Source organism: Brevundimonas sp., assembly GCF_036399195.1.
GTDB lineage: Bacteria > Pseudomonadota > Alphaproteobacteria > Caulobacterales > Caulobacteraceae > Brevundimonas.
In genome coordinates, this window is sequence record NZ_DASWNO010000030.1 from 1 (window position 1) to 21,033 (window position 21,033).

A 21,033-nucleotide genomic window follows, 5' to 3' on the forward strand; every position below is an offset into this window, starting at 1 on the left:
AAGCCCCAGCCGACGGCCTGCCCGGCCGCCCGGAGCGCCAGCAGGGCGCCCGCCAGCAGCAGGAAGGTCGTCAGCACCCCGCCGAGGAAGGCCAGCCCGTCGCGGCGGGCGTGGACGGGATCGTGCGCCGACGCCGTCAGCGCCGCCGCCTTCATCGCCAGGATCGGGAAGACGCACGGCATCAGGTTCAGGATCAACCCGCCCAGCAGCGCGAGCAGCAAAGCCTGGACGAACACCATCGGGCCGCCGCCCGCCGTGTCCGTTTCAGGCGCCCCGTCCGCAGCGCCTGTCATGGCGCCCGAGCCGCTGGTTCCGGGTAGCGCCGGCCCCGGCTCGGCCGTGACCTCGAACGCGCCGTGCGCCGTCTCCAGGACGCCCGCGATCGGCCCGGTCACGCCCGCGGCCCGCGTCGCCCCGCCTGGCGTCAGCCGCAGCGTAAGACCGTTTGGGCCCCACTCGCCGGTCTGGACCGCCGCGTGGTCGATGACGCCGCCGGCGAAGGGGAAGAAATAGCTGGAGCCGGGATCACCCGCGGCCAACGGACCGCCGCTCGCCGTCAGGACCAGCACGCCGCCCTCGGCCCGCACCCGCGCCTCGATCGCGGCAGGGCGCGGCGCCCGCTCCAGCACCGCGGTGATCGCGGCGCCATTCCGGGGGGCCAGCGGCGCCGCCCCCTCGCGGATCGGCACGGACAGGGTGAGCGTCAGCTCATCCGGCACGCACATCTCGGCGCTGCACACGAGGAAGAGCGCCTTCACCGTCAGCGGCAGGCTGGTTCCCGGCCGTGCGCCCGCCGGAATCTCGAGCGGTACCGGCAGCCAGACCTCGCCCGAGTAGCCGTAATTCATCAGACCCGAGAGCCGCTGCCGCTCGGGCAGCGGCCACACGATCTCGCCAGGCTTCACGCCCGCTGGAACGGCCCACGTCAGCTCGGTCGCGCCGCCGGAGTCTCCGGGATTGCGCCAGTAGGTGTGCCAGCCCGGCTGGATGGCCTGCCTGACAGCGACCACGGCGGTCGAGCCGGGCGCGGCCCAGGCCGACATCGGCACGAGCTCCGCCTCGATGCGGGCGGTGCGTTTCGGACCGTCGCCGCCGCCGACGGGCGTCGGAACGGCCGCGGCCGCGAGGCCGGGCGCGAGCCAGAGGGCCGCGAGGATCAGGAATCGAACGACAGGCGCCACGCGGCCTCCAGCAGACGTCGCCGGCACCTTAGCCGTCCAGCACCGCCCGCGTCACCGTCCCGACGCAGCGGCGCGTCGTCTCACGCCCGTCAGGAGCGCGGAGCCGCGTCGATCAGGACTTCGGTGCGCCGACGCATCGGCTCGTTCACGCCGCCGCCCGCCTCCGCCCCGGCGTCGCCCGCGGCGCCGACTTCGAACACCGGCGAGGGCCACCCGGCCGCGGTCAGCGCTTCCGCGACCGCCAGCGCCCGCCGCTGCGACAGGCTCAGATTGGCCTCGGCCCCGCCGCGCGCGTCGGCCAGGCCGATGACCTGCACCTTGCGGATGTCGCAACCCTGCAGCTGGGTCGCGGTCATGGCGATGGCCTGACGGGCCGGCGCGGTCAGCGCGGCCTCGCTATCGGCGAAATAGACTTCAAACTGCTTGGGCGCACAGGCCGACGGCTCCGCCACCAGATCGCTGCGCTTGTTGAAACCCGGCGTGGAACAGCCCGAAACGACCACCGCGGCGGCCCCCAGCAGCAGGATCACTCGCTTCATATCCGTCCCTCCATCAGTCATGAAAAGGGCGGTCCGCCGTAACGAACCGCCCTGATCTTCAGGTCAGACCGACCGCCTTAGCGGCGCTGGCCGTTCTCCCAGTAGCATTCGTCCTGACGACCGTCGTAGCAATAGTAGTAGCGGCCGCCGCTGTCGCGGTAGCGCTGCTGGTTGCGACGGTCTTGCTCGGAGCCGCGGATGGCGCCGGCGGCGCCGCCCACGACCGCGCCGATGGCCGCGCCGCGCGCAGCGTTGCCGCCGCCCACGTTGTTGCCGATGATGGCGCCGGCGACGGCGCCGAGGCCGGCGCCGACAGCGCCCTGGCGAACCGTCTCATTGGTGTTGCCGTACTGGTCCGTGGCGCATGCGCTGGTCAGCAGACCTGCGGCAGCGATCGCGATGATTGCTTTGTTCATGGGTATGTCCTTCATCCCTCGGGTTCGCCCCTGCGGTGCAAACGCCACATAACAGCGCCGGTTCCGCCTGCATGACCTGCGCGCCCCCTGCGCCGGATTTATGGCAAAGCTTCCGCCCTCTCCGGAACATCGCCCCGAGCCGCACGTTCGGGCGGCATGACCGAAACCCTGACCCCGATCGCCGACCCGGCGACCGCGCCTGAAGACGCGGCCGCTCCGGCGTTCGTGCTGAGCCCGCACACACGGATCGGGAAGGTGGTGATGCTGGTGAACCCGCTCTCGGGCAGCGTCGGCTCGAACGCCGTCCGCGAGGCCGAGGGCATCCTCGCCGACTACGCTTGCGAAACCTCGGTGGTCGCGCTGGAGGCGGGGCAGTTCGACGCGCAGATCCAGGCGGCGCTCGACGCAAAGCCCGATGTTCTGTTCGTTCTCGCCGGGGACGGCACGGCGGGCACGATCGCGTCGCGGGCCGGTCCCGACGGCCCTCTGGTCGCCCCCCTCCCCGGCGGGACCATGAATATGCTGCCGCGGGCGCTGTACGGGACCGCCGACTGGAAGGCCGCATTGAAGGTCGCGCTGGAGGAAGGCGCGCCCCAGTGCGTGGCGGGCGGCGAGATTTCGGACGGGCACGCGACGCATTCGTTCTACTGCGCCGCCATTCTCGGCTCCCCCGCGCTCTGGGCGCCCGCGCGCGAGGCGATCCGGGAGGGCAAGCTGCAACTGGCGTGGCTTTACGCCCGTCGGGCGCTCAGGCGCTCGTTCTCGGGCCGTCTCCGCTTTTCTCTGGACGGCAAGGCCGACAAGCGGGCGGAGGCGCTCGTCCTGATCAGCCCGATGATCTCGCGGGTCATGGAGGAGCACACCGGCCTCGAGGCCGCGGCGATGAACCCATCCGACGCCGCCGAAGCGGTCCGCATGGCGGCGACCGCGGTCTTCAAGGACTGGCGCCAGGACCCCGCGGTCACCACTCGGGCGATCCAGCGCGCGCAGGTCCGCGGCCGCTCCCGCATTCCGGCGGTGATCGACGGGGAGCCGGTGCTGCTGCGCCATGAGGCGAGTGTGAAATTCATCAAGAAGGCGTTCCAGGCGCTGGCGCCCAATCCCGCGGCGGCCGAGGACAGCGTCTAGTGGGCCGCATTCTCCAGTTCTCTGACGTCCACTTCGGGCGGGAGCACAAGACCGCCTGCGCCGCGGCGGTCGAGTTCGCCCACGCCGCTGCGCCGGAGTTGGTGCTGATCACGGGCGACATCACCCAGCAGGGCTATCCCGACGAGTTCGAAGCGGCGGGGCGCTGGATCAGCGCGATGCCGGAACCCCGATTCGTGATCGTCGGCAATCACGACGTGCCCTACTGGGACCTGTTCGCCCGGCTGTTCGGGCCGTGGAAGGCGTTCGAGAAGGCCACCGGGCATCCGGCCCACGATCACCAGTTCCTCAACCCGAACGTCATGGTGCGCGGCGTGGTCACCGCCCGCGGCTGGCAGGCGCGGACCAACTGGTCCAAAGGCGTCATCGACCTGGCGCAGACCCGCAAGGCGGCGGAGGCCCTGCGTCAGGCCCCCGTCGGCGCCCTTCGGATTCTCGCCTGCCACCATCCGCTGATCGAGATGATCGGCACCCCCATGACCGGCGACGTGAAGCGCGGCGACGCGGCGGCCCTGATCTTCGCCGAGGCCGGGGTCGACATCATCGCCACCGGTCACGTCCATGTGCCGTTCGCCCTGCCGATCAGCCTCGGCGACCACTGCTCCTACGCCATCGGCTGCGGGACCCTGTCGCACCGCGAGCGGGGCGCGCCGCCCAGCTTCAATCAGATCGACTGGGACGCGCACGAGATCACCGTCACGGCCATCGCCTGGACCGGCGAGCGGTTCGAGCCAGGCCAGATCTGGCGGCTGCCGCGCCGGCAGGACACGCGCAAGACCGCCACCGCGCCCGATCCCAACGTCGCGGGCGCAAAGGAAAAGGCCGCGGTCTGATCGACCACGGCCTTCCGTCCTAAAGTTCAAAGCTAGTCTAGATTCGTTTCCCCCGACCGGTCACGAAGTGGACGATCAGCAGGATGACGAAAATGACGAACAGGACGTAGGCGATGGTCGTCGCGATCTCGGCTACCCCGCCCGCGCCGAGGAGGTATGCGACAATCCCGAGGACCAGAAAGATAAGGGCGTAGCGAAGCATCAGCGTTCCTTCCAGAGCGGTTGGTCCAAGGAGCGACGGGCTCGCCGCGCCTCAAGGACCAACGTTCCGGAACCGGCGCCGTTCCGAACTCAGCGGCGCCGGCGCGCCCCGTGCGAGCGCTCGGTGAACGCCGCGGCGACCATGGTGGCCAGCGCTGGGTTGCGCAGGAATATCCATCCACCCGCCAGCGCCGCCACCGTGCCGAGCATCGGCCGCTGGCGGAACAGCACATAGGCGCGCTGGCCGAGGCCGACAGGTTCGTCCTCGTCTTCCTCGTCGAGCTCTTCGCCCCGACGGACGAAGCTCATCGCCACGGCGCCGGCCGCCACGGCGAACAGCAGGCAGGTGATCGCCGCAGCCGCCAAGGGATAGAGGAAGTAGTCCAGCGCATAGAAGATGGTCGCGCCGAGCGCGATCGTCGCAACCAGCCCGGCGCCAGCCGCGACTGACGCCGCGACGGCCTTCCGGACCAGACCCCGGGCCAGCCCTCCGCCCAGCATCAGCGGCGACGACCGGCGAGCAGCATGCCGAGGACCACGCCCACGCCAAGCGCGATGGCGGTGGACTGCACGGGACGCTCCTGCACCCGCTCGGTGATGTAGCGCTGGGCCTCGTCGATACGCTCCTGCGCCTCGTCGTAATATTCCTGACCGCGCACGCGAGCCGTGTCGTAGTAGCCGCGGGCGCGCTCGCGCAGCACCTCGGACTGTTCGCGCAGCCGGGCCTCGACCTCGGCGGCCTTGGCGCGGGCGCGGGTTTCGGCGGCGGTCGCCTTCTCGCGCAGGCGCGCCTTTTCCTCGGTCCCGAGGACCTTCAGGTCGTCCTTGAGCGTGTTGAGGTCGTTCTTAACGGCGGCTCGTGCCGCCTTGTTCGTGGCCATGATGCGCGCTCCGGTTTTCAAGCTTGACGGTTTAATAGGGAACCCTGAGCCGGAACGCCACTGCATGACGCAGGTTCCCGCATCGCAGCATGGATCGCACCCTCCCCCGGGTTGGCCAACGGGCCTCGTCCGTCCTAGACAGGACGGATGACAAACTGGCTGTTTTCGCCCGCCCCCACACCCTCGCTGCCGATCGTCGGCGCCGCCGCCCGCTTCCCGGTTCGGCGCATCCTGTGCGTGGGCCAGAACTACGCCGCCCACGCCCGCGAGATGGGGCACGAACGCGCCGAGCCGTTCTTCTTCTCCAAGCCCGCGGACGCCGTCGTCACGGACGGCGCCGACCCGGTCTTCCCTCTGGCGACGGCCGACCTGCACCACGAGGTGGAACTGGTCTGTGCGATCGGTGAAGACGGCGAGATCGTGGGCTGGGGCGTCGGCTGCGACCTGACCCGCCGCGATCTTCAGGCCACGGCAAAGGAGAAGGGTCGCCCGTGGGACGCAGCCAAGGGCTTCGACCAGTCGGCGCCCTGCGGCGCGATCACGCTCGGCGCCCTGCCGGATCCGGCGGCGACCATCACCCTCGCGGTGAACGGCGAGACACGACAGTCTGGGCGGCTGGACGACATGGTCTGGAGCCCGGACGAGATCCTGCTCAAGGCGCGAACCCTGTGGGACGTCCGCCCCGGCGACCTGATCTTCACCGGCACGCCGGAGGGGGTGGGGCCCCTGCAAGAAGGCGACCTCGTCGACGCCTCGATCGGCGGTCTGGCGCCGCTCGCCTTCACCCTGAGGCCGCGATGATCCTGCACGGCTACTGGCGCTCCGGCGCCGCCTACCGCACCCGCATCGCTCTCGAGCTCAAGGGCCTGACCTTTGGCCAGGCCGGGGTCGACCTGCGGACCGGGGCGCAACGCTCAGACGGCTTCATGGCGCTGAACCCGCAGGGCATGGTGCCGGCCCTCGAGGTCGACGGCGCGGTCCTGACCCAGAGCCCGGCCATCCTGGAATGGCTGGAGGAGACCCACCCGACGCCGCCTCTGCTGCCGTCCGAACCGCTCGGGCGGGCGCAGGTCCGGGCCATGGCGGCGCTGATCGGCTGCGACATCCATCCGCTGAACAATCTCCGCGTCGGCAAGGCACTGCGCGAGACGTTCGGGGCCGACCAGGCGGCTGTCGACGCCTGGGCCGCGCGTTGGATCACGCCGGGCTTCGCGGCGCTCGAGGCGCTGACGGCGCAGCATGGCGAGGGCTGGTGCTTCGGCGGCGCCCCGACGCTGGCGGACTGCTACCTGATCCCGCAGATCTATTCGGCTCGGCGCTTCAACGTTCCGTTGGACGCCTTCCCCGCACTTCTCGCCGTCGACCGAAAGGCGGGCGAGCACCCCGCGTTCGCGGCGGCCCATCCCGACCGGCAACCCGACGCCGACTAGGCGAGGAACCGCTCGACAGCGGCGAGGAACCGGCGCGGCTGGTCGATCATGACCATGTGCTCGGCGCCCTCGATCCGTTCGAAGGTCGCGGGCCTGCGAAGACTGGCGTAGGCGCCCCGGAACAGGCTGTCGGCTCGCGCCCTGGGCGAGGCCTCGTCGGCGCTCCAGCCGTAGACCACCGTCACCGGGGCCGTGATCTCCGGCAGCCGTCGGCGCAGGTCGACCGTCATCACCTCGTACAGCGCCTGCGCCAGCACCCGGCGGTCGCCGCCCTGCCAGCCCATCGACTGGAACACGGCGTCGGCCGCGCCGCCCAGCTCCAGCCCCATCGAACGCCCGCGGGTCCTGAGCGCCTCGTCGCCGAGGAACTGCAGGGCCTGATAGGCGACCTGGGCGATGGGTTCGACGTCCCGCACCGTCGCTTGGGGGCTGATCAGGGCGGGGAAGAAGGGCGAGGAATCGACGGTCATCACCCGGCCCACCCGCGTGCCGGCGTCGGCGGCGACCCTGAGCCCCACCTGCCCGCCCATCGAGTGGCCGATCAACGCCGGTCGATCGAGGCGCTGCTCGCTTATGTAGCGGCGGACCTCGGCCGCGACGGCCGCCATGAGCGCGCCGTCGGCGTTGGCCTGCGGCGGCAAGTCCCCGAAGCCGCGTACAGAGACGAGGTGCAGACGCCTCCGGCCCTGCAGCTGCCCGGCGAGCCCAGTCCAGACTTCGGCTGTCGAGGCGAGGCCCGGAATCAGGATGACGTCAGGGCCCCGCCCGCGCGCCGTCACCGCGATGCGCGACGAGCGGAAGGCTGACTGGGCCCACGCCGGACCCACGCCCCACAGCGCCGCGCCCGCGGCCAGTCCCTTCAGTAGCTGTCGTCTTTGTTCCATGCCGTCTTCGGTCTAGCGTCCCCCCGCGACAACGCGAGGGAGCGGAAAATGAGCCAGCCGTCAGACGAAATCGTCTTCTTCACCAACCCCATGTCGCGCGGTCGCATCGTGCGCTGGATGCTGGAGGAGGTCGGCCAACCGTACCGCACGGTCGTCCTCGATTACGGCACGACGATGAAGGGCCCGGAATATCTGGCCGTCAATCCGATGGGAAAGGTGCCCGCCATCACCTGTCGCGGCGTCACGGTGACCGAGGGCGCGGCGATCTGCACCTTCCTCGCCGACGCCTTTCCTGAAGCGGGGCTGGCCCCGGGGCTGGAGGATCCCACCCGTGGCCCGTACCTGCGCTGGATGTTCTTCGGGGCCGGACCGCTGGAGGCGGCCGTCACCGCCCGCTCCCTCGGACTGCTGGCGCCGGCGGACAAGGCGGCCATGGCCGGCTACGGCACGTATGACGACGTGGTCGATGCGCTCGACGGCTTTGTCGCGCAGTCGGACCCATGGCTATTGGGCGAGCGGTTCACGGCGCTGGACGTCTATCTGGGCAGTCAGATCGCCTGGGGTCTGCAGTTCAAGACCCTGCCCGAGCGGGACTCGTTCACGGCCTACGCCGCGCGGCTGGCCGGACGCGAGGCCGCGGCGCGCGCTCGCGGGCTGGACGACGCCCTGATCGCGGCGGCGAACGCCGCAAGCTGATCAGCGAGTCCGGGTTGGCTCAGGCTTGTGCGGGACGCAGGCCGCCGGTCGTGACCGGCTGCACCTGACGCCGCTCGCCGCCGGCGGCGATGATCCGGTCAATACGGGCCTTCTCGGCCCGGAAGGCGGCGAGGTCGGCCCCGGCGAGGATCACGCCCTCGGTGGTCTTCACGCCCGCCGGATTGATCCGCTGGCCGTTGCGCCACAGTTCGTAGTGCAGGTGTGGGCCGGTGGAAGCGCCCGTCGATCCGACATAGGCGACGATCTGGCCCTGCCGGACGCGCTGGCCGGCGCGGACGCCCGAGGCGTAGCGCGACAGGTGGCCGTAGCCGCTCTCCAGACCGTTCGGGTGGCGGATGCGCAGCCAGTTGCCGTAGCCGCCCCAGCGCCGCGCCTCGACGACGACGCCGTCGGCGGGCGCCACGACCGGCGTGCCCATCCCGGCGGCAAAGTCGATGCCCTGGTGCATCTTGCGATAGCCGGCGATCGGGTGGCGGCGGAAGCCGAAGGACGAAGAAACGCGGAAGCCCCGCTCCAGCGGGGTCCGCATGAAGGCCGAGCGCGTGTTCTTGCCCGTGGCGTCGAAATACTGCGGCTCCTTGGCCCCGGCGGGCTGGAAGCGGTAGAAGACCACGCCCTTTAGCGAGGCGTAGAGCAGGCCCCCCGTGTCGATGGTGCGCCCGTTCTCGGTCACCGAGCGGTCGAAGACATAGGTGAACTGGTCGTCCGACTGGACGTCGCGGTCCATGTCCAGCTTGTGCGAGAACAGGCGTCCGGCGGCGCGGGTGATGGCGGCGGGCGCGCCCTCGCGCCGGGCGGTACGCGACAGGGAGCCTTCGACCTTGCCGGTCAGGACCACGGTCTCGTGGGTGACCTTCTCCTCCAGCGCGCGCAGGCGCAGGGCGCCGTCGAAGCTGCGTGACACCGTCAGCTGGCTGGCCGGGCCGGTCCGCATGGTCAGGCCGATCAGGCGGGCGTCGCCGCGACCGACTCGCGGTCGGGAAATGGCCGTCTCGAACTTCTGGCCGGCGCGCATGGCGGTGACGTCCATGGCGTTCGCCAGCGTCGCCACGACGGCGGACGCCTCTTCAGGGGCGATGCCGGTGCGGCGAACGGCCTGTTCGAAGGTTTCGCCGCGGCGGATCTGAACCGGAACGGCTTCCGGCGTGGTCAGGCCGGCGGGGGTGCCGGCGGCGGCGAACGCCTGGTCCGCGAGCGCGGCGATCTGATTTTGCGTGAGGGGTGGAGCTTCTTCCGCTTTCGCGGGTTGGTACATGCGGCCGGTAAGCAGCGCCACCGAGACCGCCGCCACCGCCGTCAGGGCGTGAGGCGCGATGCGCATCGGCTGGCGACGTGGATCGAACTGAGCCATCGGTCCCCGATAAACAGCGACGCCACCCGGCGCCAAAGCCACTGAAAGCAAAGGATCGCGGCGAAGAGCCCCCCGCCGCGAGACAGGCCGTATAGCCCGTCCGTCCCACTATGGGAAGAAGGTTCGTTACAGACCGTTAACCGGAGCCGGTGTCGTTGGTAAAGCTTGTGCGAGCCGACAGACTATAATGAATGTTCGCCAGTGTATTCGCGCATGATCCAGCAGGAGGGACAGCCCGACGTGTGTGATGTATCTCGGCGCCGGCTGCCCTGCATTCAAAGTGGCCGATCGGCCACTCAACTGTGTTTCACAGGGCACGGATCAAGTATTCGACACAGTTCAGGTTCCATTCACCGCGCTGGTTGCGTCCTGAACGACGAATGACACAGGCGCCCGTCCCAGAACGCACGTCCGGTCCGGCGCCCCATGGGCGCCGGCTGCTGCTGGCGGCTGGGATCGTTCTGTCCGTCCTGCTGATTCTTGCGGCCCTGCTCTACCTGAACCGCCGCGCGGCGGCGCGGCAGGTGCTGGTGGGCTGGCTGGAGCAGCAGGGCGTCGACGCCGACATGCAGATAGAGCGCGTCGAGATCGACGGGCTGGTCGCCAGCCTGCGGATCGGCGACCCCGACAGCCCTGACGTGAGCGTGGAACGCGTCGAAGTCGACTACGCGCTCGGCGCGCCCTGGTCCAAGGCAGGCCTCGGGGTGACGCCGACGCGCATCCGTCTGGTGCGGCCGGTGCTGCGCGCCAGCGTTCGCGGCGGAAAGCTGACCCTCGGGTCGCTCGACCCGCTGATCGAGAAGTTCACCGGGCGGCCGCCCCGGCCCGACAGCCGGGCGCCCCTGGTGCTGATCGAGGGCGCGCGGGTGCGGCTCGACACCGATTACGGCCCCACCAACATCCTCGGCGACGCACGGGTCGACAACGGCAAGCTGATGCGGCTGACGGCGCGCATGCCGGCCGCCGCCTTCAAGAGCGGCGAGGCCGAGGCGCGGGGGCTGGCGGCGACGGTCGATCTGACCACCACCGGCGACCGGATCGCGCTGCGCCTGTCCGCGGCCGCCGAACGCGCGACACGTCCGGGGCTCACCGGACAAGCTCTGGGCCTAACCCTTTCGGGCAACCTACCCTATCCCGACCTCAAGGGACGGCGAGGCGATGGTCGGGCCCGGATCGACGGCGCGCTGACCGCCGCCCGCCTGGCTTCAGGAGACGCCTCGGCCGGGGATGTGTCCGCCCGCATAGCCTTTGACGGGCAGATGGCCGGATGGCTCGAGCGCTTCAGCGTGTCCGGAGCCTCCGATGTGAACATTCGAGCGGCACGGCTGGAAGGCTCCGCGGCCGACGCCTCCGGCCTGCGGCTCCGGCTCGACGGCGGCCGGACCTCCCTCACCCGCGACAGCGAAGGCTTCGGCTGGCGCGTCGACGGCCCCGCGTCCTTCGCAGCGGCGCGGGCGTCGACAGCGGGCGTCGACGCCTCCAACCTGAACCTCGCCTCCGGCCGGCTGGTTCTCGGCGGCCGTGACGGCGCTGTGGAGGCGACCGGGCCGCTGAGCCTGACCGCAGCGCGGCTGGGCTGGGGAGATCTGGTCCTGAACGGAGTAAGCGGCCGGGCAGAGCTCGATCTGGTGGCGGCGCAGGGCCTCCGCCTGACCGCAATCGGTTCACTGGCGGCGCAACGCGGCGCCTGGCCGCTGTTCGGGCCCGCCGGGCGGGACGACGTGCCGGAGCTGTCGCAGATGAAGCAGGCGCTGTCGGCCTTCGCCCTCGACGCCCCGGGTTTCGAGCTGGCCGTGGGACCAAGCGGCTCGCGCGTCAGCCTGACCCGTCCCGCTACGCTCCGACCGGCGAACGGCGGCGTGCTGACGCTCAGGCCGGCGACGGGTCCGATCTTCTCCGCCGCCCGGGGACAGCTGGGCGGCGGGGCCCTTGGTCTCACGTCCGCCCGGGGGCAGGGCCTGCCGGAAGCGGCCTTCTCCATCCCTCAATGGCGGCTCACGCCGTCCGGCTTCACCGCCACGCTCGACGGCCGGGCTGCTCTGGATTTCGGCCTCGCGCGGAACATCACCGTGCAGACGCGCGGCGTGCTGACCTCGTCCAACGGCCGGGTTACCTATGCCGCCGCTGGATGCGGACCGGTGACGGTCGAGCGACTCGAGCTGGGCGAGAACGACGTCAGCGGCTTGTCTGGACAGGTCTGTCCCGCGTCCCGCCCGCTGGCCGCCATCACGGACGGACGCTGGCGCTCCGACGGCGTGGTGCGGGATTTCGACGCCGGCGCGCCCTTCCTCGCCCTCGCCTTCCGGAACATCGTCGGCGGGTTCACGGCGCTCGGCGGACCTGCCGGGATCACGCTGGACGCGCGGGTCGACAGCGCGTCGGTGGTCGACGCGACCACGCCCCTTCGCTTCAACCCGCTGACCGCGCGCGGCTCGGCCCGCATGTCGGGCGAGGACTGGACCGGGGCGTTCGATCTCGCCCGCGACCGGACCCCCCTTGGCCGCCTGACGCTCGACCACGCGGGCGCGAGCGGCGTCGGCGGGGTTACCATCGATGCGCCGTCGGTGGTGTTCACGGAAGACGGGCTGCAGCCTGACGACCTCAGCCCGCTGGCGGGCGAGTTCGTCGGGTCTCCGGCGGTCGGCTCGGTCGGCTTCCAGGGCCGGATCGCCTGGCGCGCCGACGGCGAGGGGACTAGCGGCGGGGTCCTGACCATACCGGGCCTCGATTTCGTCAGCCCTGCGGGACCCGTGAAGGGGCTGCGCGGGACGGTCGAGTTCACTAACCTCGCGCCGGTGACCGCCGCGTCCGGCCAGCGCCTGACCGCCGAACAGCTCGACTCAGTCACGCCGCTGACCGACATCGAGGTCACCTTCGGCTTGGACAAGGCCCGAGTCACCATCGAGGGCGGCGACCTCGCCCTCGCCTCCGGCCGGATCAGCGTCGAGCCCTTCACCGTGCCGCTCGACCCCAACCAGCCGATCACCGGCGTCATCGTGCTGGACCGCGTGCAGCTGGGCGAGATCATCACGGGGGCGGGGTTTGGCGAAAAGGTGACGCTCGACGCCATCGTCTCCGGCCGGCTGCCCTTCACCTCCACGCGGGAAGGCGGGGTCCGCATCACCGGCGGGACCCTGGCCGCCGTCGAGCCCGGCCGGCTGTCGATCGCCCGCGAGGCGCTCAGCGGGCTGGAAGCGGGCGGCGGCGGCGAAGCCGTGGCGCCCAACACGGTGCAGGATCTCGCCTATCAGGCCATGGAGAACCTGTCGTTCGACCTGTTGTCGGCCGAGGTGAACAGCCTCGATCAGGGCCGGATCGGCGTCCTGTTCCGCATCCGCGGCCGTCATGATCCGCCGCAGCGGCAGGAGCTGCGCGTGTCGATCGCCGAGTTCATCAGCCGCGAGTTCCTGAACCGCCCCCTGCCCCTGCCGTCCGGAACCGGCATCGACCTGACGTTGGACACAACGCTGAACCTCAACCAGCTGATCGGGGACCTGCTGGAGCTGAACCGCGCCCGGGACGGGCGACCGACGGCGGCTCCGGCGGAGCCCTTCCCCGTCAGTCCGACCCCGTCGCCCGAGCCCTGACCTTCGCCGTTCAGAACCCGTTCACGCGGCGGAGCGTTATGGTGACGCCGAAACAAGACCGGAGCCCCCTGCCCATGACCCGGACGCGCACCCCCGTCGCCCTGCTCGGCCTGATCGCCGTTCTCGGAGCCGCCGCCTGCACCCCGACCGTGCGGCTGCAGGTCGATCCGATACAGATCTACGCCAAGCTGGACGCCGACGTCCGCGTCCGCCTCGACAAGGAGCTCCAGGACCTCCTCGTCGAAAACCCCAACCTGTTCTGACGCGAAAGATGAACCCGATGTCTCTCCGCAAGCTCTTCGTCGTCGCCGCGGCTGTCACGGCCCTCGGCGTGGCCGCGGGCGCGGCCTTCGCCCAGACCCCCGCCCAGAAGTCGCTGATCGACGCGGCGAAGTCCCAAGGTGTGGTCGGCGAGCAGGCCGACGGCTATCTCGGCTTCCGCACCGCTTCGTCCGACGCCGCCCTGACCCAGGCGGTTCAGGCGACCAACTCCGCACGCCGCTCGGCCTACGCCCGCAGCGCCCAGGCGGCTGGCGCCAGCGCCGATGTCGCGGGGGCCCGCGCCTTCGAGACCATCGTGCTGCCGCGCATGAGCTCGGGCCAGTGGTACCGCAACGCCCAGGGCCAGTGGGTCCAGCGGTAATACGCCGCCTCGCCTATAAGCCGCCGCGGGCCTAGGATCGCCCGATGGCCCGCCTCGCCCGCTTCCTGCGTAATCTTCTGATCGCGGCGACGATCGCGGCGGCCGCAACATGGCTGATCAGCCTGTTCTGGCTGGCGATCGGGGGCGGCGACCTGCCGCTGCACGGCTGGATCGCCCTGCTGATCGGAAGTTTCGGCACGGTTGGGCTCGCCTGGGTGCTGATGGGGCTGGCGTTCCGCTCGCATCGCGAAGGCTGGGACGATCGGGTCGACAACTCGCTGGATCCCGGCCGCGAGGACTTCGACAAGGACGACCGGCGCTGACCCGCCCTTGAGCCGAAGGCCGGCTCGGGCGATAGGTCGAGGATGACCGACACGCCGGAATCCGACCGCCCCTCCGACATGACCTACGCCGGCTATCTGGCGCTGGACGAGCTGCTGGCGGCCCAGCATCCGCGCTCGGACGAGCACGACGAGATGCTGTTCGTGATTATCCACCAGACCAAGGAGCTGTGGCTCAAGCAGATCCTGCACGAAGTCGCGCAGGCGCAGGCTCTGGTCCGCGCAGGCGATCTGGTCCCGGCGTACAAGAGCCTCGCCCGGGTCAGCCGCATCCAGAGCGTGATGACCATGAGCTGGGACATCCTGGCGACCATGACCCCCGCCGACTACCTGCGCTTCCGCGGGGTGCTGGGATCGTCGTCGGGCTTTCAGAGCGACCAGTTCCGGCGGCTGGAATACATGCTCGGCCTGAAGGACGAACGCTTCCTGCGCTTCCATGAAGAGCGGCCCGAAGCCCACGCGGCGCTCCGTGGCGCCCTCGCCTCGCCCAGCCTGTATGACGACGCGCTGGCCCAGCTGGCGGCCGCCGGCCTGCCGGTTCCGGCGGAGGTCCTGTCCCGCGACGTCAGCCAGCCTTGGGAGCCCTCGGAAGCCGTCGAGGCCGCGTGGCTGGAAGTCTATCGCGACACCACGCGCTGGTGGCCGCTCTACCAGCTGGCGGAGAAGCTGGTCGACCTGGACGACGCCTTGCTGACCTGGCGGCACAAGCACGTCGTCACGGTCGAGCGCATCATCGGCCGCCGCCGGGGCACCGGCGGAACCGAAGGCGTCGGCTATCTGACCGAGACCCTGCACCGCCGCTGCTTCCCCGAGCTCTGGTCGTTGCGGTCAAAGCTTTGATCTTAAAGCCAAGCTGAAACTTAAACCGTCCGGTCCGCGCTTCTCTGTCTCCTTCCCGACAAAGCGAGACCGATCCCATGACCGACGCCAACCGTCACGACATCCATGTGCTCAACAGCCTGATCGAGACGACGCTCGACAGCGCCGACGGCTACCGCGAGGCGGCCAAGGAAACCGAACAACCGAACTTCCGCTCCGTGTTCGAGAGCCGCAGCTTCGAACGCCAGCAGGTCGCCTCCGATCTTCAGGGCGCCGTCCGCTCGCTGGGCGGCGAGCCCGAGGACGACGGCTCCATTCTGGCCAAGGCCCACCGCGCCTTCCTCGATGTGAAACACGCGGTGCTGCGCGACGAGCAGGCGGTGGTGAATTCTGTCGAGAACGGCGAGGACTTCATCAAGGGCAAGTTCGAGGCCGCCCTGGAGGACTCCTCCGTCTCAGCCACGACCCGCGAGACCATCCGCCGCGCCTACGCCACGGTGAAGGACGGCCACGACCAGATGCGCGACCTCAAGCACAGCCTCGAAGGCCAGAAGGACGCCGACAACCGCCTGTATCCGAACTAGGTCCCTCGTCGGCTCCCTTCCCGTCGGAAGGGAGCCGCTCAGGCGCGGGCGGCGAAGAACATCAAATAGACCAGGCGTCCGGTCTCGGCCGTGTCGCCGAAGCCAGCGCTGCTGTTGTGGAACAGCCATGGCGAGAACAACGCCAGCCGGTTGTAGCGCATCGGCGAGGTGAAGGTCCGCTGCCAGGCTGAAGCCTTGAGCGTATCGCGGTTCACGACGTCCTCGATCAGCCGGTTGACGTCGGCGAACCCGGACTCGAAAACTCCCCCCTCCGTCGACGGAACCCGCTCAAGACCGGTCCGCCGGTGACGATAGAAATCGGTGCCTCCGCGCACGTCGTCCGGCCGGCTCAGGTACAGGATGCCGGAATAGAAGGCGGGGTCCACATGGACGCCGCTCTGGCCTCGGTCGCTGGCGAGGGTCAACCGGCAGTGACCGTGAAGCGTTCCGGGCGCCCCCGTCACCTCCACGCCCAGAAGCCGCGAGACGTAGTCCTCAAGGCCCGCGATGGCGATCGGCTGGCTCGAGGTCACGCCGGGATAGTTCTGCCTGCTCGCGGACCGGTCGTAGTCGAGCCCGAGCGCACGCTGCCGCAGTTCGTCCGGATTTCCGACGAAGTCGTCGACCATGATGAACGAGGGGTGCGCCATGGCGTCGGTCGTACAGGTCGGAGGCGGCGGGCGAAATCCTCGCCCGCCGCCTCAGGCCCTCAGAAGCGCCAGCTGACGGCGGCGCGGTAGGTGCGGAAGTCGAGATCGTCGCGCGCGATGGTGCTTTGTACCGAGAGGTCCAGCTTCATGTTGTCGCTGGCGAATTCCAGGCCGGCGTTGATCTCTCCCCACGCCTTCTCGCGATCGGCGCCGCTGACGGGGAGACTGCCGCCCGCGCCGTTGGCGAACCCGATCAGGAACGGCGGCTCGCCCCCCAGGAGCTCCTGCGCGATGACGCCGCCGATGTGCGGGTTGATGGTGAAGCCCTGGGCCTCGTAAGGCGCGTCGAACTCGACGCCGATCCGGGCCTGAAGGCTTCGGTAGTTCCCGGTTTCGACCGTGAGCGCCGCCGCGCCGCCCGTTTCCTCGACACCGTCGAACTCGATGGCGCTGGAGCGCAGGGAGGCCCGCGGCGTCATCCGGAACCCGCCCTGATTGAGCACCTTGCTGATCCCCAGTTCGGCGCCGAGCGAAGTCAGCGACTCTTCGCTCGAAAGCGTGGACGGGGTGGCGCCCAGCAGGACCATGCGTTCCGAAGAATAGTCGTGCGCGCCCAGGCTGAGCGCCGCGTCAAGAACCGCCCCTCCCGCGAGGCGGTGGACGGCGTAGACCGTTCCGGAGACCATTTCGCCTTGGGACGACTGAAGTGCGTCGGGCTCTCCGTCCGTGGTGGCGTAGCCGAGCGAGAGCCCGATGCGCGACGCCGATCCCGAATGCAGTTCGACGCCGCCCGAGGCGAACCAGCCGTCGACGGGGTCCGAGCCTTCGCCGGCGAAGAGGGCGCGAGAGCCGCCGTCGATGTAGCCCGCCTGCAGGAAGGCGCTGACATCGTTCGGCAGGATCCGGCGCACCGTTCCGTCGGTGGTCTGGGCGTGGCCGAACAGGGCGTCACGATCCAGCACGGCGCTGAAGGCGAGCGCCGCGGGATTGCCGGCCAGCGTGAGGGTGCCGCCGGCGTTCCCGGCGGCGAGAAGGGCCATCCGGCTGGTCGTGAAGTTGGCCAAGGCCTCGGTCATCATGATGCCCTGACCACGCTTCACCGCCTCGGTGCGAGGCGCCATCGACTGCAGGGTCGAGCGAATGCCCGCCGCGCTGGCCATATCCAGTTCGTTGTACAGATCGGACAAGGCCCCGTAACTGACCCCCCGGTTCTGGTCGAGCAGGCGCGCGAACAGGGTCTGGCTCTCGGAGGAGGGATCCGTGACCTGGGTGAAGGGCCTTGCGGCGATGCGAACGTTGACGGCCTGCGGCGTATAGCTGAGCACGCCGTAGAGGATGGCCGACAGGTCGGCGATGGAGTTGCTGAACGTCGAGGACACGCCGCCGGCGGCGGAGAGGACGGTGTAGTTCGCGCCGAACGTCGGACGTGCGACCGGGTTCAGGAAGAGCGTGCCGCCGAGGGTCGCGGAGCCCGTCTGGCCGGAGCCGGCGATGACGTTCAGGCGATCGGTGCTCGTCGCGCCGACGTCGACCACGAACTGGCTGCCGGACGACAGGACGAGGTTGCCCTGGATGGTCAGGGTTCCGAGGGCGCCCAGCCCGCCGGGCGCGATCGTGCCCATCACATTGGTGACGAACGGCGCGCTGAGCCGGCCGTTGCCGGTCAGGAGGCCGCTGAGCATGAGGAAGTCACCGCGCGAAGTGAGCTGGCCGTCGATCGACAGGGTCCCGGTCAGTTGGCTGACATCGATGAGGCTGGTCAGCGAGCCGGCGGAGCCGATCTGCAGGCGGGCGTTGGCGCCCGACATGCGGAAGCGGTCGACCGTGACCGCGGTGTTGAGCGTTGTGGTGCCCGCCGCGTTCAGCGTGACGTCGAAATACCGACCCATCGCGCCGGTGGCCCGAATCGGGTCCTGGTTGTTGGGCACGAAGTTGGTCGCGCCCGGCAGCCCGTTGGCCAGCGTGGCGGCGGGAAGCGCCGCGGTCGTGATTTCCCCCTCGGCCATCGCCTCGATGCTCACGCCGCCGGTCGAAAGAAGAGCGTCGCCATCGCCGGTGCCGATCGGCCGCCGGTCTGTCCGTCTTGTCCCGGTGGCGGTGTTCAGGCAGTCGCTATTGCCGCCCGACTGGAAGCAAATCTCGCCGAACTGACCGGTCCGGCCGGCCTTCTGCTCGCCGGGCGAGCTCGGGATGCCGTTCACGATCTGGCCGTTGGGGCCGATGATGAAATAGTTGGGGTCCAGGGTCGTGACCCAGTTGGCTGAGTCCGTCCACAGCCGGTCGCCGCCGACATTGGCGACATAGCGGTAGGGATTGTTCGCGGCGATCCAGTCCCAGTACAGGTACAGCGGCTGGTAGAAGCTGACGGTGCCGTAGCCGTTGGCCGGCTGGCCGTTGAAGAAGCGGGTGTAGCCGCCCGAGAGCACGCCGATGGCGAGGTTCAGGTTCTGCACGTTCTGCAGGATCAGCGGTCCGCCGGAGTCGCCTGCCGCTGTGATCCCCTCGGTCGTCCCGCGCGCGTTGTCCCGGAAGGCGTTGAAGTCGAAGGGGCTCACGCCCGCCTGTCCGCGCCGGGGATCGTCGAAATCCAGGAAGTAGAGGTTCTGCGTCGGGCTGGTCGAACTTCCGAAGATGAAGGTCTCGAACGTCTTCAGGTCCGTCAGCGCGCCGACCACGTTGTCCGCGATGCGCCGGCGGAAGTCGGACCCGTTTACGGATCCCGTCGCCGCATTGCCGTTCGACCCGTAGCCCGAGAGGCCGACATTGTAGCCGGTGCCGGCCGCGCCGCCGGCCGTCGGGGTCAGAGGCGAGAACAGCAGGGCCCATGTCGGTACATTGCCGGCGGGCGTGTCGAGCGTCGCCGTTGCCACGTCGCCGTACAGGAAGCCGCGTGATTCCGGCTCGAGCGACAGGTTGTTATACCGGACCTGATTGACGTTGTAGAGGCTGAGCGCCGGGTTCGACTGATAGCGCAGCGGGTTCGCCTGCCCCCCGATCGTGGCGTTGAACCAGCGCTGCAGGGCCGGCAGGTTGTCTGTCTGGAAGCCGAACGAAATCGGCACGCCGCCGCTGCCCGCGCCATAGGCCGTCGCCGCCCGCGTGTTCACGCAGTGGGCGGCGAACAGCACGGTCCGGGGGTTGATCAGCGAGCCGGTGCACAGACCGAGGAAGCCGTTCTGCTGGTCCACGACCATCTGGCCGATCCCGTTGACGTTCACCGGATCGCGGGCCGTCGTGGGCGTCCCCGGATTGGAGATCACGATCTGAGGCGCCGGCTCCGAAGGCGCCAGCGGAGCGGCGGGCGCGGCCGGAACACCGGGGTCCGCCATCGCCGGCGTGGCCAGAGAACAGACCGCCGCTGAACAGAGCAGGGCGCGGCGCAGATTGGCGTTCAGAAACATTGGATTCCCCCGAATGGCAGGATCCGACGCTGGACCAGAGCTGCGATCGCTACAACCACATTTCAGCCTGATTTCGCTTGCCACGATGCCGCAGCAGGACTCTGTGACGGCAGGGACACTCAAGCGTCACGGCATGGCTGTCGACTGGCGCGAGGTGACGGCCGCGCTGGGCTCGCTCCTCGACCATGAAAAAGACCCCGGCGGTCGCGCCAGGGCCTTCTCGATCTCTGGTCCGGGACGACGCTTACGCGTCGGTGTCGGCGGGACTCTCGGCCTTGCCGGTTTCCGGAACGGCCACGCCCTTGACCGGACGAACGGTCTGCTTTTCGGCGATCCGGGCCGACTTGCCGCGGCGGTCCCGCAGGTAATAGAGCTTGGCGCGCCGCACGACGCCGCGGCGCTTGACCTCGATGGCGTCGATGTTCGGCGACATCAGCGGGAAGACGCGCTCGACGCCCTCGCCGAAGCTGATTTTGCGCACGGTGAAGTTCTCGTTGATGCCGCCGCCGGCGCGGGCGATGCAGACGCCCTCAAAAGCCTGGATGCGTTCGCGCTCGCCTTCCTTGATCTTGACCATGACCCGCAGCGTGTCGCCGGGCTGGAAGTCGGGGATGGGGCGCTGTTCGGTCAGGCGGGCTTTCTCTTCGGCCGCCAGGGTCTGCAGGATGTTCATGTCATTCTCCTCGAGCTTTTGCGCTCTTTACCTGTGATTTGGCGGACTCAAGGTCCGCATGGGTCTTGTCCTGATGCGCCGTCCAGAGGTCTGGCCGCCGCGCCCGGGTCGTCTCTCGCCGCTGCTCTTCGCGCCATTGTGCGACCTTCTTGTGGTCGCCCGACAGAAGCACCTCGGGTATCTCCAGCCCCTCGAACGTCCGCGGTCGCGTGTACTGCGGATGCTCCAGAAGGCCGTCCTCGAAACTCTCGCTGTTCAGACTGTCCGCCTGGCCGAGGACGCCGGGCAGCAGCCGTACGCACGCCTCGATCACCACCATCGCCGCCGCCTCGCCGCCGGCGAGGACCGCGTCTCCGACAGAGACCTCCTCGAACCCGCGCGCGTCCAGCACGCGCTGATCCACCCCCTCGAACCGGCCGCACAGGACGGTGATCCCGTCCGCCTTGGCCCATTCCTTGACGCGCGCCTGGGTCAGGGGCCGACCCCGGGCGCTCATGTACAAAAGCGGCCGCTGCGGACCGGAAAGGCTGTCGACAGCCCGGGCCACTACGTCCGCTTTCAGCACGGCTCCCGGCCCGCCACCCGCGGGGGTGTCGTCCAGGAAGCCGCGCGTATCTGTGGAAAAGCCCCGAATGTCAACCGTATCGAGGCTCCACAGCCCCCGCTCGCGCCACGCCGTGCCGATCAGCGAGACGCCGAGCGGACCCGGAAAAGCCTCCGGAAACATGGTCAGGACGGTGGCGGTGAAGGGCATGG

Annotated in this window: 23 protein-coding genes; 11 read left to right on the forward strand and 12 right to left on the reverse strand. The window is 69.8% G+C overall.

Features of this window, described 5'->3' with window-relative positions:
- The 3 genes from VGB60_RS01595 to VGB60_RS01605 all read right to left on the reverse strand — a co-directional run.
- A partial coding sequence (locus tag VGB60_RS01595; protein WP_331036532.1) for a protein-disulfide reductase DsbD domain-containing protein occupies nt 1–1,181 on the reverse strand: 1,181 nt, incomplete at its 3' end.
- Nucleotides 1,182–1,270: 89 nt separating this feature from the next.
- Nucleotides 1,271–1,720 (reverse strand): OmpA family protein, encoded by a 450-nt coding sequence (locus tag VGB60_RS01600; protein ID WP_331036533.1) that lies wholly within the window; start codon nt 1,718–1,720, stop codon nt 1,271–1,273.
- 77 nt (nt 1,721–1,797) lie between these two features.
- The gene (locus VGB60_RS01605; RefSeq protein ID WP_331036534.1) at nt 1,798–2,136 is read right to left on the reverse strand and encodes a YMGG-like glycine zipper-containing protein; all 339 of its coding nucleotides are present in this window, start codon (nt 2,134–2,136) and stop codon (nt 1,798–1,800) included.
- A 156-nt stretch (nt 2,137–2,292) separates the two neighbouring features.
- Here VGB60_RS01605 and VGB60_RS01610 point away from each other — a divergent pair, with 156 nt between their 5' ends.
- The gene (locus VGB60_RS01610) at nt 2,293–3,264 is read left to right on the forward strand and encodes a diacylglycerol/lipid kinase family protein (protein ID WP_331036535.1); all 972 of its coding nucleotides are present in this window, start codon (nt 2,293–2,295) and stop codon (nt 3,262–3,264) included.
- Nucleotides 3,264–4,115, forward strand: coding sequence for a metallophosphoesterase (locus VGB60_RS01615; RefSeq protein WP_331036536.1), 852 nt, complete (start codon nt 3,264–3,266; stop codon nt 4,113–4,115). The genes VGB60_RS01610 and VGB60_RS01615 overlap by 1 nt, the downstream gene beginning before the upstream one ends.
- 37 nt (nt 4,116–4,152) lie before the next feature.
- Here VGB60_RS01615 and VGB60_RS01620 read toward each other — a convergent pair whose 3' ends face one another.
- The 3 genes from VGB60_RS01620 to VGB60_RS01630 all read right to left on the reverse strand — a co-directional run bounded on the left by VGB60_RS01620 (nt 4,153) and on the right by VGB60_RS01630 (nt 5,197).
- A complete protein-coding gene (locus VGB60_RS01620; protein WP_331036537.1) occupies nt 4,153–4,317 on the reverse strand; it encodes a DUF1328 domain-containing protein in 165 nt (54 codons plus the stop codon).
- 89 nt (nt 4,318–4,406) lie between these two features.
- A complete protein-coding gene (locus tag VGB60_RS01625; protein ID WP_331036538.1) occupies nt 4,407–4,817 on the reverse strand; it encodes a hypothetical protein in 411 nt (136 codons plus the stop codon).
- A complete protein-coding gene (locus tag VGB60_RS01630) occupies nt 4,817–5,197 on the reverse strand; it encodes a DUF883 family protein (RefSeq protein WP_331036539.1) in 381 nt (126 codons plus the stop codon). The genes VGB60_RS01625 and VGB60_RS01630 overlap by 1 nt, the downstream gene beginning before the upstream one ends.
- Before the next feature lie 147 nt (nt 5,198–5,344).
- Between VGB60_RS01630 and VGB60_RS01635 the strand changes: the two genes are divergently transcribed.
- A complete protein-coding gene (locus VGB60_RS01635; protein ID WP_331036540.1) occupies nt 5,345–5,998 on the forward strand; it encodes a fumarylacetoacetate hydrolase family protein in 654 nt (217 codons plus the stop codon).
- Nucleotides 5,995–6,627, forward strand: a complete 633-nt coding sequence (gene maiA / locus VGB60_RS01640; protein ID WP_331036541.1) for a maleylacetoacetate isomerase — start codon at nt 5,995–5,997, stop codon at nt 6,625–6,627. Before VGB60_RS01635 ends, maiA begins: the two co-directional genes overlap by 4 nt.
- Here the strand turns inward: maiA and VGB60_RS01645 are convergent.
- Complete coding sequence (locus tag VGB60_RS01645) at nt 6,624–7,511, reverse strand: alpha/beta hydrolase (protein ID WP_331036542.1); 888 nt, start codon at nt 7,509–7,511, stop codon at nt 6,624–6,626. The genes maiA and VGB60_RS01645 overlap by 4 nt on opposite strands.
- Before the next feature lie 48 nt (nt 7,512–7,559).
- On the opposite strand from VGB60_RS01645, the gene VGB60_RS01650 reads away from it, so the two are divergent.
- Nucleotides 7,560–8,207 carry a glutathione S-transferase family protein gene (locus tag VGB60_RS01650; RefSeq protein WP_331036543.1) on the forward strand — a complete coding sequence of 216 codons (648 nt, stop codon included), beginning with the start codon at nt 7,560–7,562 and terminating at the stop codon, nt 8,205–8,207.
- A 19-nt stretch (nt 8,208–8,226) separates the two neighbouring features.
- On the opposite strand, the gene VGB60_RS01655 is transcribed toward VGB60_RS01650, so the two are convergent.
- Nucleotides 8,227–9,579 (reverse strand): M23 family metallopeptidase, encoded by a 1,353-nt coding sequence (locus VGB60_RS01655; protein ID WP_331036544.1) that lies wholly within the window; start codon nt 9,577–9,579, stop codon nt 8,227–8,229.
- 380 nt (nt 9,580–9,959) lie between these two features.
- Between VGB60_RS01655 and VGB60_RS01660 the strand changes: the two genes are divergently transcribed.
- From VGB60_RS01660 to VGB60_RS01685, 6 genes are all read left to right on the forward strand, one after another.
- On the forward strand, nt 9,960–13,166 hold the full coding sequence (locus VGB60_RS01660) for an intermembrane phospholipid transport protein YdbH family protein (protein WP_331036545.1): 3,207 nt from the start codon (nt 9,960–9,962) through the stop codon (nt 13,164–13,166).
- Between the two features lie 74 nt (nt 13,167–13,240).
- On the forward strand, nt 13,241–13,429 hold the full coding sequence (locus VGB60_RS01665; protein ID WP_331036558.1) for a YnbE family lipoprotein: 189 nt from the start codon (nt 13,241–13,243) through the stop codon (nt 13,427–13,429).
- A 17-nt stretch (nt 13,430–13,446) separates the two neighbouring features.
- The gene (locus VGB60_RS01670) at nt 13,447–13,809 is read left to right on the forward strand and encodes a YdbL family protein (protein ID WP_331036546.1); all 363 of its coding nucleotides are present in this window, start codon (nt 13,447–13,449) and stop codon (nt 13,807–13,809) included.
- A 44-nt stretch (nt 13,810–13,853) separates the two neighbouring features.
- Nucleotides 13,854–14,132, forward strand: coding sequence for a hypothetical protein (locus tag VGB60_RS01675; RefSeq protein ID WP_331036547.1), 279 nt, complete (start codon nt 13,854–13,856; stop codon nt 14,130–14,132).
- Nucleotides 14,133–14,174: 42 nt separating this feature from the next.
- Nucleotides 14,175–14,990 (forward strand): tryptophan 2,3-dioxygenase, encoded by an 816-nt coding sequence (locus VGB60_RS01680; protein WP_331036548.1) that lies wholly within the window; start codon nt 14,175–14,177, stop codon nt 14,988–14,990.
- A 77-nt stretch (nt 14,991–15,067) separates the two neighbouring features.
- Nucleotides 15,068–15,553, forward strand: a complete 486-nt coding sequence (locus tag VGB60_RS01685; RefSeq protein ID WP_331036549.1) for a PA2169 family four-helix-bundle protein — start codon at nt 15,068–15,070, stop codon at nt 15,551–15,553.
- A gap of 38 nt (nt 15,554–15,591) precedes the next feature.
- On the opposite strand, the gene VGB60_RS01690 is transcribed toward VGB60_RS01685, so the two are convergent.
- The 4 genes from VGB60_RS01690 to trmD form a co-directional block, all read right to left on the reverse strand.
- Entirely contained in the window at nt 15,592–16,203 is a 612-nt protein-coding gene (locus VGB60_RS01690; RefSeq protein ID WP_331036550.1) for a DUF6445 family protein, read from the reverse strand.
- 59 nt (nt 16,204–16,262) lie between these two features.
- Nucleotides 16,263–19,604: an autotransporter domain-containing protein gene (locus VGB60_RS01695; RefSeq protein WP_331036551.1), complete on the reverse strand. Its 3,342-nt coding sequence runs from the start codon at nt 19,602–19,604 to the stop codon at nt 16,263–16,265.
- A gap of 244 nt (nt 19,605–19,848) precedes the next feature.
- Nucleotides 19,849–20,277: a 50S ribosomal protein L19 gene (gene rplS / locus VGB60_RS01700; protein WP_331036552.1), complete on the reverse strand. Its 429-nt coding sequence runs from the start codon at nt 20,275–20,277 to the stop codon at nt 19,849–19,851.
- Nucleotide 20,278: 1 nt separating this feature from the next.
- Nucleotides 20,279–21,031, reverse strand: coding sequence for a tRNA (guanosine(37)-N1)-methyltransferase TrmD (gene trmD, locus VGB60_RS01705; RefSeq protein WP_331036553.1), 753 nt, complete (start codon nt 21,029–21,031; stop codon nt 20,279–20,281).
- Nucleotides 21,032–21,033 lie beyond the last annotated feature (2 nt).